The sequence below is a fragment of the Leisingera sp. genome, assembly GCF_034669605.1.
Taxonomy (GTDB): domain Bacteria; phylum Pseudomonadota; class Alphaproteobacteria; order Rhodobacterales; family Rhodobacteraceae; genus Leisingera.
Map to the genome: position 1 here is coordinate 1 of NZ_JAXMOX010000115.1, position 14,700 is coordinate 14,700.

15 protein-coding genes are annotated in these 14,700 nt (G+C 61.3%); 9 read left to right on the top strand and 6 right to left on the bottom strand.

The genetic code is table 11. The features are described from left to right. Positions 1–114 precede the first annotated feature (114 nt). Positions 115–387, top strand: coding sequence for a hypothetical protein (locus tag VOI29_RS14660; RefSeq protein ID WP_323780034.1), 273 nt, complete (start codon positions 115–117; stop codon positions 385–387). Between the two features lie 359 nt (positions 388–746). Here VOI29_RS14660 and phnY read toward each other — a convergent pair whose 3' ends face one another. Genes phnY through VOI29_RS14675 form a run of 3 tightly spaced genes read right to left on the bottom strand, consistent with a single transcriptional unit; the run spans position 747 to position 4,667 of the window. Continuing rightward, the gene (gene phnY, locus VOI29_RS14665; RefSeq protein ID WP_323780037.1) at positions 747–2,204 is read right to left on the bottom strand and encodes a phosphonoacetaldehyde dehydrogenase; all 1,458 of its coding nucleotides are present in this window, start codon (positions 2,202–2,204) and stop codon (positions 747–749) included. Beyond that, complete coding sequence (phnA, locus tag VOI29_RS14670) at positions 2,201–3,460, bottom strand: phosphonoacetate hydrolase (protein ID WP_323780040.1); 1,260 nt, start codon at positions 3,458–3,460, stop codon at positions 2,201–2,203. The genes phnY and phnA overlap by 4 nt, the downstream gene beginning before the upstream one ends. Positions 3,461–3,479: 19 nt before the next feature. Further along, the gene (locus VOI29_RS14675; RefSeq protein ID WP_323780043.1) at positions 3,480–4,667 is read right to left on the bottom strand and encodes a 2-aminoethylphosphonate--pyruvate transaminase; all 1,188 of its coding nucleotides are present in this window, start codon (positions 4,665–4,667) and stop codon (positions 3,480–3,482) included. A 134-nt stretch (positions 4,668–4,801) separates the two neighbouring features. Between VOI29_RS14675 and VOI29_RS14680 the strand changes: the two genes are divergently transcribed. After that, on the top strand, positions 4,802–5,650 hold the full coding sequence (locus VOI29_RS14680; protein WP_323780046.1) for a LysR substrate-binding domain-containing protein: 849 nt from the start codon (positions 4,802–4,804) through the stop codon (positions 5,648–5,650). Between the two features lie 162 nt (positions 5,651–5,812). Here VOI29_RS14680 and VOI29_RS14685 read toward each other — a convergent pair whose 3' ends face one another. Next, complete coding sequence (locus VOI29_RS14685; RefSeq protein WP_323780049.1) at positions 5,813–6,568, bottom strand: sulfite exporter TauE/SafE family protein; 756 nt, start codon at positions 6,566–6,568, stop codon at positions 5,813–5,815. Between the two features lie 120 nt (positions 6,569–6,688). After that, positions 6,689–6,874: a hypothetical protein gene (locus VOI29_RS14690; RefSeq protein ID WP_323780052.1), complete on the bottom strand. Its 186-nt coding sequence runs from the start codon at positions 6,872–6,874 to the stop codon at positions 6,689–6,691. An 82-nt stretch (positions 6,875–6,956) separates the two neighbouring features. Between VOI29_RS14690 and VOI29_RS24660 the strand changes: the two genes are divergently transcribed. From VOI29_RS24660 to lpdA, 5 genes are all read left to right on the top strand, one after another. Continuing rightward, a complete protein-coding gene (locus VOI29_RS24660; protein WP_416361533.1) occupies positions 6,957–7,097 on the top strand; it encodes a GntR family transcriptional regulator in 141 nt (46 codons plus the stop codon). A 190-nt stretch (positions 7,098–7,287) separates the two neighbouring features. Next, positions 7,288–8,523 carry a 3-methyl-2-oxobutanoate dehydrogenase (2-methylpropanoyl-transferring) subunit alpha gene (locus tag VOI29_RS14695; protein ID WP_323780055.1) on the top strand — a complete coding sequence of 412 codons (1,236 nt, stop codon included), beginning with the start codon at positions 7,288–7,290 and terminating at the stop codon, positions 8,521–8,523. Position 8,524: 1 nt separating this feature from the next. Beyond that, a complete protein-coding gene (locus VOI29_RS14700; RefSeq protein ID WP_323780058.1) occupies positions 8,525–9,538 on the top strand; it encodes an alpha-ketoacid dehydrogenase subunit beta in 1,014 nt (337 codons plus the stop codon). Between the two features lie 4 nt (positions 9,539–9,542). Further along, complete coding sequence (locus VOI29_RS14705) at positions 9,543–10,841, top strand: dihydrolipoamide acetyltransferase family protein (RefSeq protein WP_323780059.1); 1,299 nt, start codon at positions 9,543–9,545, stop codon at positions 10,839–10,841. After that, positions 10,842–12,200, top strand: a complete 1,359-nt coding sequence (gene lpdA / locus VOI29_RS14710) for a dihydrolipoyl dehydrogenase (protein ID WP_323780062.1) — start codon at positions 10,842–10,844, stop codon at positions 12,198–12,200. A 367-nt stretch (positions 12,201–12,567) separates the two neighbouring features. On the opposite strand, the gene VOI29_RS14715 is transcribed toward lpdA, so the two are convergent. Then, entirely contained in the window at positions 12,568–13,308 is a 741-nt protein-coding gene (locus tag VOI29_RS14715) for a MarR family transcriptional regulator (protein WP_323780065.1), read from the bottom strand. Between VOI29_RS14715 and VOI29_RS14720 the strand changes: the two genes are divergently transcribed. Beyond that, entirely contained in the window at positions 13,254–14,297 is a 1,044-nt protein-coding gene (locus VOI29_RS14720; protein WP_323780068.1) for an ABC transporter substrate-binding protein, read from the top strand. The genes VOI29_RS14715 and VOI29_RS14720 overlap by 55 nt on opposite strands. Positions 14,298–14,376: 79 nt before the next feature. Next, the coding region (locus tag VOI29_RS14725; RefSeq protein ID WP_323780071.1) for an ABC transporter ATP-binding protein at positions 14,377–14,700 on the top strand (324 nt) is incomplete at its 3' end.

Here is a 14,700-nt window from a genome sequence, read left to right on the forward strand (position 1 = left end):
CGAACTCAGAGAAGATGGGTTACAAGCCGAATGGCCGGAGACCAGGCCGGCCGTCAGGGTCGCGGGCCAAGAAGAAGATTGTGCACGCGGCTGAACAGGCCCAAGAATGAAGGCATGACTGCCGACGACGACCCAGAGATCATCTTCTCCGACTACACGCAATCCGTCGTCATCGACGGGCATCATTTCGATGTTGAGATCTACCGGACCAGCATCGATCCCGGCTGGATCCTGTCCGTGGAGAACCAGTTCGGCACGTTGACGGTTTCCGATAACCCGCCCTTTTTCGGCGATGGCCTCGCCTGGCGCGCCTTCGAAGAGATCCTGCGCGAAGAAGGCATCAAAGCATTCTACAATAAGAAAGAGCGGCGACAGCTCGGTCTATGACCTTGAGCCTCGCAAGGCTTTTCAGCCCTCCGATATATGAGGTCTCCGGGCTGCAAAGCCTTGCTCCCGTCACGCCTCTTGGTGACATTCCCGCTTTGCGCAGCCGGTGACATTTCTGGATGGTTGCAACATCAGATGTAGCCGGGGTGGATTCACAAACGAAGTGCAAATTCTGTACGAATACAGAAGCTTGCAGGAAGAATGATGAATGGGGCGCTGCTACCCTCACCTGAGTTTGGAAGAACGCCGGAAGGTGGCCGATGCTGCATGTTGCCGATCGATAATCGGCGCAGGCCGCCGTGCTGGCGGCAGGGAAGGCCGAGACCGCGGGGGCCCGGCTTGTCAATTCGATCCGCACGCTATTCGGGCCAGGGCAGCGAGTAGGTCTTGACGTTGGTGAAGAATTTCTTCGCTTCGATGACACCCTCCTTGACCCCGTTTCCGCTGTCCTTGATGCCACCGAAAGGCGACATCTCGATCCGGAAACCCGGCTGTTCCCAGATGTTGCAGGTGCCGACATCAAGACCGTTGATATAGGCAATCGCACGATTCAGGTCGTTGGTGCAAACCCCAGAGGACAGGCCAAACTCGGTCGAGTTCGAGATTGCCATGACCTCTTCGTCAACGTCCGGCACCCGAACGATCGGGATGATCGGGCCAAAGGTCTCTTCCATCACCAGTTCGCTGTGATGGGGCACATGGTCCACGACAATCGGCGGCAGGAGAGCGCCGCGGCGTTCCGGATGATAGAGGATTTTCGCGCCATCCTTTTCCGCCTGCAGCACCCTGTTCTCGAACAGCTCTGCCGCCTTCGAATGGATCACGCAGCCTAGTTCAGTTTCCGGGTCGCGCGGATCGCCAAACTTGATCTTCTTGGCTTTCTCCAGCACCAGCGGCACGAATTTCTCGGCCACGCTCTCCTGTACCAAGATGCGCTTGATAGCGGTGCAGCGTTGGCCGGAATTGCCGGTGGCCCCGGCCACGGCAATGGTCGCGGCTTTTTCGAGGTCGGCGTCAGACAGATCATTGCAGATGATCAGCGGGTCATTCCCGCCCAGCTCGAGCGCCTGCCGCTTGTAGCCTGCCTTGGCAGCGATGATCTTGCCCACCGGCACCCCACCGGTAAAGGTGATGATGTCGATGTTGTCATTGGTGATCATCTCATCGCCGATGTCCTGCGGCATGCCGGTCACCACCTGGAACATCTCTGGCGGCAGACCCGCCTCGTACAGGATGTCCGCCAGCGCGATGCAGGTCAGCGGCGTCAGCTCCGCCGGCTTGCAGACCATGCAGTTGTTGGTAGCGATCGACGGCGCGATCTTGTGGCTGACCATGTTCAGCGGGTGGTTGAACGGCGTGATCGCCGAGATCGTGCGGACCGGCTCGCGTTTGGTGAAGATCTTGCGGGCTTTACCGTTGTGCGTCAGATCGCAGGAAAAGATCTCGCCATCGTCCTTCAACGCCTCGGCCGCGGCGAATTGGTAGACATCCTGCGCCCGCTTGGTTTCATAGATCGCGTGCTGGTGGCAGATGCCCAGCTCCAGCGTCAGCCATTTCGCCAGATCTTCGCGCCTTTCGCCAATCAATTCCCCTGCCCTCTGCAGGATCTGACTGCGCTCGTAACGGCTCAGCTTGGGTTTGTAATTGGCCGCGATCTCGAACGCCTTGCGGGCATGTCCGGCGGTCCCGGCGGGCACGGTGCCTATCACCTCATTGGTATAAGGATAAAGCACCTCGACCACATCATCGGTAAAGACAACCTCGCCGCCGATGCGCATGCCTTCGCTACGGATCTCCGTTTTCATCCTCGTGTTCATGCCGTTGCCTCTTCGAGAGCGGCCGCCTTTGTTGCAAAGAAGAAGGCGTCGAAGTTGCGCAGGACCGGCGCCGAGGGCAGATCCAGAACCCGGTTGCAAATAAACGGCACCTCCTGTTCGGTCAGGCCGCCGTGGCTGCGCAGAGGCTCGTTCAGGGCTGCCAGATCATGACGGTGCTTGGAGGTGCCAATGGTCATGTTCTCGGTCGAGATCATCACGATGTCACCGATCCGGTCGGCTGGCAGCTCGAAACGGCCGACAGCCTCGCTGCGGGTCATCACCTCCAGAATTTCGGGCTGTGCCACGAGTTTGGCGATGATGTCCGGCACGTCGGCACCCTCTGGCAGATAGGCAGTGCCGAAACCACCCAGCGCGCCGTGGTGCACCACATAAGGGTCGGTGATCGGCAGGATGACACGCGCGGCCGCTTCGCCTAGCCATTCGTCCAGCAGGTCCTGGACGTAAATCACCTGAGGGGCGCCATTGGCGTCATGCTTGGGCTTCATGCCGTGATCGGCCGTCACGACAATGGCCGCACCCAGCGCGTCGAGCTGACCGAGGTAGTTGTCGAACATCTCGTAGAAGGCCTTGGCTTCGGCCTGATCGGGGGCGTATTTATGTTGCACGTAATCCGTGGTGGTCAGGTACATCACATCGGGTTTCCACTCTTCGAGCAGTTTCACGCCGGCGGCAAAGACAAACTCCGAGAGCCCTGCCGAATACACCTCAGGCTGTGCCATGCCCAGCCATTTGCTGGCTTGGTCCTGTCCGTGCTCGGCGCGTGTCGAGCTGCCGGATTTCTCAGCCGAGAAGCATTTGGCACGGTCGTCTTCGAAAGACAGACCTGCGCCCAGCAATGCCCGCAACTTATCCTTGGCGGTGACGACGGCCACCCGGGCGCCGGCTTCGTAGAACTTGGCAAAGATTGTCGGCGCGCGCAAAAAGCGCACGTCATTCATCATCACTTCTTCACCGGTGTCCGGTTCAAAGAGATAGTTGCCGCAAATCCCGTGCACAATCGGCGGACGCCCGGTGGCAATCGAGAGGTTGTTGGGGTTGGTGAAGGATGGGATGACCGAATGCGCAAGCCGGTCCGTGCCTTGTTCCTTCATCCGCTTGAGCGCCGGCATAAACCCATCGGCGATTGCCTTGTCCAAGTACTCTGGCTCACAGCCATCAAGACAGATTGCAATCGCACAGGTGCTGGGCGTCGAATAGCTGCGGTCGTTCGCCTCGACCGGAGAAGTGATGATCATTCTGATATCCTTGTGAGTGCTATGCTGCGAGTTTCTTGCGTTCGTCGAGCGCGGCCTGCGGCGGGGCTGCTGTTGCTACGCCCATTTCATCAAGAGTCTGGTTTGCGGCCGTTACAACCTGACGCATCACATCCTCATCCATCTGGCCGATACAGCCGACCCGAAAACTGTCCACGACGGTCAGCTTTCCGGGATAGATGATGAAGCCCTTGTCCTTCATGCTCTCGTAAAAGCGCGAGAATTCAAACTTCGGATCTGCCGGGCAAAAGAAGGTCACGATGACCGGACTCAGCCAGCGGTCTGCCAGCAGGGTCTCGAACCCGATCCCGCGCATTCCTTCGACCAGCACGTCGCGGTTGCGCGTATAGCGCGCGCCACGTCCGGCGACGCCGCCTTCTTCGTGATGGGCGTCAAGCGCCTTGAGAAAGGCCGCGACCACATGGGTGGGCGGGGTGAACCGCCATTGGCCGGTCTTCTCCATCGTTGCCCATTGCGCATGCACGTCCAGAGAGAGCGAATGACTGTTGCCTTTGGCGGCCTCGATCTCGTCCTTGCGGGCAATCACGAAGCCAAAACCTGGAACGCCCTCGATGCATTTGTTGGCCGAACTGACCATGGCCGTGTATTTGACGCGCGACGCATCCAGTGGCACCGCACCAAAGGCAGACATGCTGTCGACCAGAACCTTGCGCCCTGCGGCATGCGCGGCCTCGGCCAGCTCTTCAACCGGGTTCAGAATGCCGGAGCTTGTTTCACAGTGGATAATCAGGACATGGGTGATGTCCTGATCCTGCTCCAGGATCGCGGTGACCTCATCGCCGCGCGGCGGCAGGTAATCGCCCTTGTCAATCAAAAGAAAGCCGCGGCCGAGGTACTCCATAGTCCGGGCGGCCCGCAGACCATAGGCACCGTTCGCCAACACTAGCACCTTGCCATCTTTCGGAACGAAAGAACCCAGCATCGCCTCGACGCAGTAGGACCCGGAACCCTGGATCGGCACGCAGTCGTACTCCGCCCGCTCCGCGCCCAACAGCGCCAGCAACCGGGTACGCATCTTGCGGGTCATCGCCCGGAAATCGTCGTCCCAGCTGCCCCAGTCGCGCAGCATGGCTTCCTTGACCTCATATGACGTTGTCAAAGGCCCCGGCGTAAGCAAATAGGGCGCGCCAAATTTGGGTGAATTCATCTTCGCCGTGTCGGTACCCATGAAAGCTTCCTTGATCTGACGATGTTTTCACAAGGTCTATGCTCGGCAAATGTATTTGAAAAATTGTTATTATCAATAATACGATAGGCTGAGCCTATATGTTGCAGGCTGCACAGGAATGGAGAGGACAGCGAGTGAATTATAGTCAGATCAGGGCGTTCCATTATGTCGCAGTGACCGGCGGCTTTTCCCGCGCGGCCGAACGCCTGGCGCTCACCCAGCCTGCGGTATCTGAACAGGTACGCAAGCTCGAGAGCGATCACGACGTTCTATTGTTCAACCGAGAGCGCAAGCAGATCACCCTGACGCCGCTGGCAGAACAGCTGTTGTTGACGACAAAACAGCTCTTCGAGGTTGAGGAACGCATAGATGACCTGCTGTCAGAGCGCCGTGCCGCGCTTAAGGGTCACTTGAGGATCATGGTCGACAGCGCCTTTCACCTCTCCGACCGTCTGGTCCGGTTTCGCAGCAGATATCCCGAGGTCTCTATCTCGGTACTGACCGGAAACAGCGAGGATGTGCTGGAAAGCCTGAGAAACTACGACGCCGAAATCGGAGTCGTGGGCAGTCAGGATCCCGGCTCCGACATGTATGCCGAAAGCCTGGGCAACTCAGCTATAGTGGCTGTGGCGGCCAAGGCGTTTCTGAACCGCCGCATTGATCAGATCCGCCTCGCCGATCTGAAGAAATACCCGCTGATCCTGCGCGAAAAAGGCTCGAAAACCCGTCAGAAGCTTGAAAAGGAAGCCCTGCGAAACAGTGTTACCCTTGTGCCGGCGGTGGTCGCTGAAGGGCGCGAGGCGATGCTTGAGATTGTTGCGTCGGGGCTCGGAATTGGTTTTGTTTCTGACGCTGAATTTGGCAGCGACCCAAGGCTGGTCAAGATCGCTCTGGACGGTTCTGATTTGTCGATGTCGGAGACGCTGATACACCTGAAGCAGCGAAAGAACCTGCGGATCATCAGGACCTTCATGAATTGTTGAATCGTGTAGACACCGCCCGCCCCCCGCGGCGTCCTCCCTGTCAGGTTTCCCAACGCGGGCCGGGTTACACTCGAACGCCACTGAGGCACCGCGGCCCGCATCGCAAATCCTTAGACTTTTCTGACATTCATGGCAGCCGTCCCAAGATCCACGTTATTCAATTCAACGCAGAAAGAACACTGCCGCCATTATAAGGCCGATGGCCGTCACGAAGTGTCGCAGGAGATCGGTTCTGACGATGCGGCGGCTCATGATTGCGCCAAGATATCCGCCAAGGGTTGCACTGATGGCAATAACGAACGCAGGTTTCCACGCGATCAATCCAGCAGCGATGAAGGTGATGGCAGACACCAGCGCGACCACGGCTGACAACACGCTCTTAAGGCCATTCATCCCATGCAGGTTGCCGTAACCGATGAATCCAAATGTCGCGAGCAGCATGATACCGAGCCCCCCATTGAAATAGCCGCCGTAGAACGAAACCGCCAGAATAGCTGCGACGGATACCCCAACCCCGGCGCTGCCCGCGCCACGTTTCTGAATTGCACGCAGCAATGCAGGTCCGAAGGCGAACATGCCTGTCGCAAGCAGCAATAGCCAAGGCACGACCCACAGGAACGTATCGCCGGGGGTGATGATGAGAAGAAGCGCACCCAAAACAGAGCCGGCAATCCCGACACCGGCAATGCCCCAAAGCGACAAGGCGCCCTCGCGCTGCATGTGGTGCCGAAAACCCCATGCACTGCTGATATATCCTGGCAAGGCGGCCAGCGTCGCCGTGGCATTGGCGCTGACCGGGGGCACGCCGACGTAAATCAGTGCAGGCAGACTCAGGAAGGTTCCGCCCCCGGCTACGGCATTGAGAAAACCTGCGGCAATGCCCGCGCCAACAAGCAGGAGAATTTCAAAGAGTGTCATAGTGGGAAGACCAATCTTTCGCATTTAAAGGTATTTGGTTATGGCCCAATGCCATACAGACGCTTTGCTCAGCATGGCAGGTGTCTTTTCTTTGCAGGCATCGGCACGGCGCTGGCGCAGTTACCACCTCGCGCAACCGCTGAAATCGGTGCGATTGTCAGGGTATTGGAAACGGACGACGCTTGCCTTTTCACGCTCACACTCCGCTTTTCTGGCCGCTGCGAGATCGCGTAAGGCCTGCGCCTCGAATTCTTGGTCACTCAGAATTGGCGCAGATGCCTTAAAGGCTGTGTTCTGCATGTCCATTGGTCTGTCCTCCTTTTCCGGTGCCATCCCTTCTGCCTGTTAATAGATTGGTCTGCAAATTGGTCTGAAGCGGAGCAGAATAATGGAAACAAGTGTCAAAGCTGTGCTGGCTGACTTGCGGGCAACCCTCGACGCACTTGCGCTTGCAAGCGGGGACCGCTTACCGTCCGAGCGTGAACTGCGGAATGTCTTTGGATGCAGTCGGGAAGGGGATGTCACATAAAGGGCATTGTTCTGCCTGAAAGCCGCCAAACATTCGTCATTATGGGCGATTTTCATCTCAAATTTATGGCATCCTTCCTCAAGTTGAGGATTTTCAGCCAATGGGCTTTGCTAAGCTGGGGAGACCGGTACCGCGCCGCATTCGTTTTCAGTCGCGATGCCCGGTCCTGCCCGGAAACGAGAGGTACCGCATGAGTGATGACTTCCCGCCGCTATCGCTGAAGGTGCCGGAACCCGGCTGCCGCCCGGGCGTCACGCCTGATTTCTCGGATTTTGAAATCCCCCGCGCCGGGGCGGTCAAGCGCCCTCCGGTCGATGTGGATCCCGACGCGATCCGCGACATGGCCTTTTCCATCGTCCGCGTCCTTGCCAAAAACGGCGAGGCGGTCGGCGACTGGGCCGGCGCGCTGAACCCGGACGAACTGCGCGAAGGCTTGCGCCACATGCTGACCCTGCGCACTTTCGACGCCCGCATGCTGAATGCGCAGCGCCAGGGCAAGACCAGCTTTTACATGCAGCACCTCGGGGAGGAGGCGGTGGCCTGCGCCTTTTCCAAAGCGCTGAAACCGGGCGACATGAATTTCCCGACCTACCGGCAGGCCGGGCTGCTGATCGCGGGCGGCTATCCGATGCTGACCATGATGAATCAGATCTACTCCAACGCCGACGACCCGTTGCACGGCCGCCAGCTGCCGATCATGTATTCATCCAAGGAGCACGGGTTCTTCTCTATTTCCGGCAACCTCGGCACCCAGTTCGTTCAGTCGGTCGGCTGGGCAATGGCCTCGGCGATCTCGGGCGACACCAAGATCGCCAGCGGCTGGATCGGCGACGGCTCCACCGCCGAGAGCGATTTTCACTCCGCCATGGTATTTGCCTCGACCTACGACGCGCCTGTGGTGCTGAACATCGTCAACAACCAGTGGGCCATCTCCACGTTCCAGGGCATCGCCCGCGGCGGTGTCGGCACATTTGCGGCCCGCGGCCATGGCTTCGGCATCGCGTCGATCCGGGTCGACGGCAATGACTACCTCGCTGTGCATGCGGTGGCGAAATGGGCCTGCGAGCGGGCGCGCCGCGGCCACGGGCCAACGCTGATCGAACATGTCACCTACCGCGCCGGCGGCCATTCCACCAGCGACGATCCCGCCGCCTACCGCTCCCGGCGCGAAGCCGCGGCCTGGCCGCTGGGCGACCCGATCGAGCGCCTGAAAACCCACCTCATCACCATCGGCGAGTGGAGCCAAGAGCGCCACACGCAGGCCGAGGCGGAAATTCTGGACGAGGTCGTGCGCACCCAGAAGCAGGCCGAAGCGGTCGGAACGCTCGGCGATGGCAACGCGCCCAGCCCGCGCGACATGTTCGAAGGCGTCTATGAGACGATGCCGCCGCATCTGATCCGGCAGCGGCAGGAAGCGGGGTACTGAGATGGCCAGCATGACCATGATCGAGGCCATCCGCGAGGCCCATGATGTTGCAATGGCGGCAGATGACCGCGTCGTTGTCTTCGGCGAGGATGTTGGTTTCTTCGGCGGCGTGTTCCGCTGCACCGCCGGCCTGCAGCAGAAATACGGCAAATCGCGCTGCTTTGACGCGCCGATCAACGAATCCGGCATTGTCGGCACCGCCATCGGCATGGCCGCCTACGGGCTGAAACCGGTGATCGAGATGCAGTTCGCCGATTACGTCTACCCCGCCTTTGACCAGATCGTCTCCGAAGCGGCGCGGCTGCGGCACCGCTCCAACGCCGATTTCACCTGCCCGCTGGTGATCCGCATGCCCACCGGCGGCGGCATCTTCGGCGGCCAGACCCACAGCCAGAGCCCGGAGGCGCTGTTTACCCATGTCTCTGGTTTGAAGGTGGTGGTGCCCTCCAACCCGCGCGACGCCAAGGGGCTGCTGCTGGCCGCCATCGAGGATCCCGATCCGGTGATCTTCCTGGAACCGAAACGGCTGTATAACGGGCCCTTTGACGGCTACCACGACCGCCCGGTCACCAGCTGGAAGAACCACCCCAAGGGTGAAGTGCCCGAGGGCGCCGGGATCGTGCCGCTGGGCAAGGCCAGCATCACCCGCAACGGCGCCGATGTCACGGTTCTGGCCTACGGCACGATGGTTTATGTGGCCGAGGCCGCAGCGGAAGCCAGCGGTGTCGACGCCGAAGTGATTGACCTGCGCACCCTGCTGCCGCTTGATCTCGACACGGTCACGGCCTCGGTGGAGAAGACTGGCCGCTGCGTAATCGTGCATGAGGCGACGCGCACCTCCGGGTTCGGGGCAGAGCTGATGAGCCTGGTGCAGGAGAGCTGTTTCTACCACCTGGAAGCGCCGATGATCCGGGTCACCGGCTGGGACACGCCCTATCCGCATGCGCAGGAATGGGAGTATTTCCCCGGCCCCGCCCGTGTTGGCGAGGCATTGAAAAAAGTGATGGAGGGCTGACCGGATGGGTGTGTTTGCCATGCGCCTTCCCGATGTGGGGGAAGGCATTGCCGAGGCGGAGCTGACCGAGTGGCACGTCAAACCCGGCGACATCGTGCGCGAGGATGATACCCTGGCGGCGGTGATGACCGACAAGGCCGCGGTCGAGGTGCCCTCCGCGGTGTCCGGCAAGGTGCTGGAACTGGGCGGCAAGATCGGCCAGATGATGGCGATCGGTTCGGTGCTGATCCGGATCGAGGTCGAGGGCGAGGGCAACGAGGCGCCCGGATCGGCCTCTGACGCGGCCAAACCCAGCGCCCCGGCGCCGCAGCCCGTGCCGGACGCAAAACCGGAGGCGGACACGCAGGCGGAGGACACGCCGGAACCGCCACCCGCGCCGGCCCCTGTTCCGGTGGCAAAGAAGGCCGGCCACCGCCTGCCGCGGCCCGAAGGCAGCAAGCCCCTTGCCGCACCCTCGGTGCGGGCCCGGGCGCGCTCCGAAGGCCTCGACCTTCGCCATGTGCCCGGCACCGGGCCGGGCGGGCGTATCAGCCACGAGGATCTCGACAACTGGATCGAATCCGGTGGCATCCGCCAAGGCAGCGTCACCCGCGGCCGCAACACCGGCGTCGAGGAACAGCGCGTCATCGGTATGCGCCGCAAGATCGCCGATAAGATGGCGCTGTCGAAACGGCAGATTCCGCATATCACCATCGTCGAGGAGGTGGAGATGGGCGCGCTGGAGGATCTGCGCGCGGCGCTCAACAAGAAGCACGAGGGCAGCCGCCCCAAGCTGACCTTGCTGCCCTTTCTGATGCGCGCCATCGTCGAGGCGGTGCGCGAACAGCCCGGCCTGAATGCGCGCTACGATGACGAAGAAGGCGTGATCCAACGTTACGGCGGCGTCCATATCGGGGTTGCGACGCAGACACCGCAGGGGCTCAACGTGCCGGTGCTGCATCACGCGGAGGCCAACAGCCTGTGGGACAACGCGGGCGAGCTTGCCCGCCTGGCCGAGGCCGCCCGCGACGGCTCGATTAAGCGCGAAGAACTGACCGGCGGCACCATCACCATCACCTCGCTGGGGCCGCTCGGTGCAATTGCCACCACGCCGATCATCAACCACCCCGAGGTGGCAATTGTCGGCGTCAACAAGATGCAGATCCGCCCGGTCTGGGACGGCCAGCAATTCCGGCCGCGCCAGATGATGAACATCTCCTGCTCCTTCGATCACCGGGTGATCGACGGCTGGGACGCGGCGGTTTTTGTGCAGAAACTGAAATCCCTGCTGGAAAATCCGGCCATGCTGTTTGTCGAGGGCTGAATGACTGATCTGAAGTGCAAACTGCTTATCATCGGCGCGGGCCCCGGCGGCTATGTCTGCGCCATCCGCGCCGGGCAGCTGGGGATGGACACCATCGTGGTGGACGAAGCCAAGCCCGGCGGCACCTGCCTCAACGTGGGCTGCATCCCCTCCAAGGCGCTGATCCATGCCGCCGACGAGTTTTTTAAGATGACCCACGCAGCCGAGGGGCCGCTCGGCATCTCCGCAGGCAAGCCCGAAATCGACCTCAGCCGCACCATGGCCTGGAAGGACGGCATTGTGCAGCGGCTGACCGGCGGCGTGAACGGGCTGATGCGCAAGGCGGGCGTACGCCTGTTCGAGGGCCGCGCGCGATTCCTCGATGGCAAAACCGTGGTAGTCAAGCGCGGCGGGGAAACCACCCAGATCCGCGCCGAGCGCATCGTGATCGCCTCTGGCTCAGGGCCGGTGGCACTACCCTCGCTGCCCTTCGGCGGCAGCATCCTGTCGTCAACCGAGGCGCTGGCGCTGCAGGCGGTGCCCGAGAGCCTCGCCGTGGTCGGCGCAGGCTATATCGGGCTGGAGCTGGGCACCGCCTTTGCCAAGCTCGGCGCCAAGGTCACCGTGGTCGAAGCCGAGGACCGCATCCTGCCGCTGTACGATCAGGCCCTGACCCGGCCCGTCGCCAAGCAGCTGGAAACGCTGGGCGTACAGGTTCTCACCGGTGCCAAGGCCAAAGGCTATGCCGATGGCATTCTGACCACTAGCCACGGCGAGATCCAGGCGAAGAAAGCCCTTGTCACCGTCGGCCGCCGCCCGCGCACCGAAGGCATCGGCGTTGATGAGCTGGCACTGACCCTGAACGGCCCATTCATCCGCATCGACAAGACCTGCCAGACCTCGATGCGCGGCATCTACGCGATCGGCGATGTCACCGGCGAGCCGATGCTGGCCCACCGGGCCATGGCGCAGGGCGAGATGGTGGCCGAGCATGTCGCGGGTCATGCTGTCGAATGGGACAAACGCGCCATTCCCGCCGTATGTTTCACCGATCCCGAAATTGTCACCTGCGGCGCCCTGCCGGGCGAGGTTGAGGGCAGCAAGGCCACCGAGTTTCCCTTTGCCGCCAATGGCCGGGCGATGACAACCGAGCGCGAGGACGGCTTCATCCGTGTTGTCTGGCGCGACGCCGATCACGCGGTGCTGGGAATTCAGGCAGTTGGTGCCGGTGTTTCTGAACTGTCGGCAGCCTTTTCACTGGCAATCGAAATGGGGGCCTGCCTCGAGGACATCGCCGCGACCATCCACGCCCATCCTACTCAGTCGGAAGGGCTTCAGGAGGCCTGCCTGCGCGCACTGGGGCACGCGCTGCACGTCTGACGCCCGCGGGGCACGGCACCGTAACCAGAGGGCCTTCCGAAAGGGCAGCGTTCCTGCCTCAGGACCCTGCAACAGGGTATCCGCTGCCCGTCACGGTCCGTTAAGGGATAAAACCAAGTCGCTTCAATACCTTGACCAGCACGAGCGTGTTGCGGTGCGCTTGTCCCGTCCGGTCTGAAGTATCTCGTCCGGAACAACCCGCTCTTCACTGTCTACTCCGTGAATCTGGAATAGATTCCTTGCCAGATCCGGCCCGATACGCACGATTTCCTTGGCATGTCTCCTTCTCCTATAGACGTAGGAAGATTTGCCGCTCGAAAGCGGCCGGGCCCATACAATTGCCCCTGACGATCTTTCATCAGGACACTTACTCCTGCCCATCCAGCAGAGCAGATAGCCCGGCGGCCAGGTCCTCCTGCTCAGCCGCTTGAAATCCGTGGCAGAAATCTGCCTCAAGCCTTGCTTGCAACTCCATGGTTTCATCCGCAAGGGCAATGCCTTCTGCCGTCAGGGCCACCAGCGTCACCCGGCGGTCGTTTGCGTCACCGCTGCGCGAGATAAGCCCCTTGCGGTCGAGCCTGTTCAGCATGTTTGACATGCCGCCTGAGGTGAAAAACATTGTCTCCAGCAGCTGTTTGGGACTCATCTTGTAAGGCGCACCAGATGCCCGAAGCGTCGCCAAAACCCCGTACTCCGGGTATTTGAGGCCGTAGGGCGCGAGGGCAGCGTTCAAACGCTGCATAAGCGCACTGTTCAGCGCAACCAGCCGGGCGCAGATTTCCTTGCCGGAGATATCAAGATCCGGCACCTCCCGGCGCCACATATCCAACCCGTTGCGCACACGGTCTTCCGGTGTCGGACCAGTGGTAAAACGTTTCTGGCGCAGCTTCTGCATCGGAATCCTTTCTGTCTTATCCGCATGTTCCCTGTTCTGATTGCTCCTGACAAGCGTGAAATAAAAGCTTTCTAGAAAGGTTTTTAAAAAACTTTCTTGACAGAAACACACCAGTGCGCCCATCGTGAAGAGCAGACAACAGAGACAGGGAGACCACCATGACACTTCGCGGCAAAGGGCGCGTTCTGCCCGGTATTGCAGCTTTGGCTGCAAGCGCCTTCACGCTTGCCTCGCCTCTGGCGGCTCAGGAAAAACTGACCATTGCCACCTTTGGCGGCTCTTTCCTTGATGCGGTCAAGTCCTGTCATATTCCGGTGTTCGAGCAGGCAACCGGCGCTACCGTCGAAACCGTGCTCGGGAATTCGGTCCAGCACGCCGCTTCGGTGCGCGCGATGGGCGGCAGCTCGGATTACGACGTTGTTTACATCGACGATTCTGCGGCAATGCAGCTCAAGGCCGAAAACCTGCTGCACCCGCTGGACCGCGCCGCACTGGACAGTGCAGCAGAACTGGACCCGCGCGCCTTTGGTCCGGACGATGCCTTTGTGGTGTTCATGACCGGCGCCACCGCAATTGCCTACAACCCCGAGATGGTAGAAACACCGCCATCCAGCTGGCGCGATCTGTTCGACGATGCCTACAAGGGCCAGGTGGCGATCGGCGATGTCACCGGCACCGCGGGCTGGCAGTTTCTGCTGGCCGTCAACCGGATGGAGGGCGGTTCGCTCGAGGATGTGACCCCGGGCATTAACGCCATCCGTCCCCTCGCCCAGGAGGCGGTCGTGCAATACACCCAGGCCGACCAGCTGCTGGCGCTGTTTGCACGCGGCGACGTGGCGATGGCGCCCTGGTATCCCGACCGGGCCGGCTCTGCCGCGGACGAGGGCCTGCCAATCGCCATCGCTTACCCTGAGGAAGGCGCCGTCGGCATCCGCCCTGCCCTGCTCATCCCCGAAGGCAGCAGCCGGAAGGAACTCGCGGCCGCCTTTGTCGACACGGTGCTGTCGAAAGAGGTGCAGGAATGCTTTGCCGAAACCAAATATGCAGGGCCGATCAACCTCAAGGCCGAGCTGTCCGAAAAGGCCGCCGCCATTGTGCCGAACGGTGCGACGCTGGAATCCCTGTGGTTTCTGGACCCGGCGGTGACCTCGGCGCAATTGCCGGGCTGGATCGACCGCTGGCAGCGCGAAGTCGCCCGCTGACGCCGCCTTTCCCATCCTATTTGCAGTGCGGCCGGTTGAACCGGGCCGCACCGCCCCAACACTCGCACAGGAATGCGCCATGGCTAGGCTAGAGCTGGAGCAGCTGAGGAAAAGCTACGGGCAGGTGGATGTCGTGGACGGCGTCTCGCTTGCCATTGAGGAGGGCGAGCTGGTGTCCCTGCTGGGCCCTTCCGGCTGCGGCAAGACCACGATCCTGCGGATGATCGCGGGCCTGCTGGAACCCAGCGGCGGCCGCATCCGCGTTGCAGGCGAGGACATCACCGGCACGCCGGTGGCCCGGCGCGACATCGGGCTGGTGTTCCAGTCCTATGCCCTGTTTCCCCACATGACCGTCCTTGAAAACGTCGCCTTCGGCCTGCGCCGCCGCGGGGCCCGCGGCAGC

Bases quoted from the DNA above. Each gene is read 5' to 3' on its own strand.
- phnA (WP_323780040.1), bottom strand. From the start codon at position 3,460: ATGATCATCACTTCTCCGGTCGAGGCGAACGACCGCAGCTATTCGACG.
- VOI29_RS14695 (WP_323780055.1), top strand. From the start codon at position 7,288: ATGAGTGATGACTTCCCGCCGCTATCGCTGAAGGTGCCGGAACCCGGC.
- phnY (WP_323780037.1), bottom strand. From the start codon at position 2,204: ATGAACACGAGGATGAAAACGGAGATCCGTAGCGAAGGCATGCGCATC.
- VOI29_RS14660 (WP_323780034.1), top strand. From the start codon at position 115: ATGACTGCCGACGACGACCCAGAGATCATCTTCTCCGACTACACGCAA.
- VOI29_RS24660 (WP_416361533.1), top strand. From the start codon at position 6,957: ATGGAAACAAGTGTCAAAGCTGTGCTGGCTGACTTGCGGGCAACCCTC.
- lpdA (WP_323780062.1), top strand. From the start codon at position 10,842: ATGACTGATCTGAAGTGCAAACTGCTTATCATCGGCGCGGGCCCCGGC.
- VOI29_RS14675 (WP_323780043.1), bottom strand. From the start codon at position 4,667: ATGGGTACCGACACGGCGAAGATGAATTCACCCAAATTTGGCGCGCCC.
- VOI29_RS14705 (WP_323780059.1), top strand. From the start codon at position 9,543: ATGGGTGTGTTTGCCATGCGCCTTCCCGATGTGGGGGAAGGCATTGCC.
- VOI29_RS14720 (WP_323780068.1), top strand. From the start codon at position 13,254: ATGACACTTCGCGGCAAAGGGCGCGTTCTGCCCGGTATTGCAGCTTTG.
- VOI29_RS14685 (WP_323780049.1), bottom strand. From the start codon at position 6,568: ATGACACTCTTTGAAATTCTCCTGCTTGTTGGCGCGGGCATTGCCGCA.
- VOI29_RS14690 (WP_323780052.1), bottom strand. From the start codon at position 6,874: ATGGACATGCAGAACACAGCCTTTAAGGCATCTGCGCCAATTCTGAGT.
- VOI29_RS14700 (WP_323780058.1), top strand. From the start codon at position 8,525: ATGGCCAGCATGACCATGATCGAGGCCATCCGCGAGGCCCATGATGTT.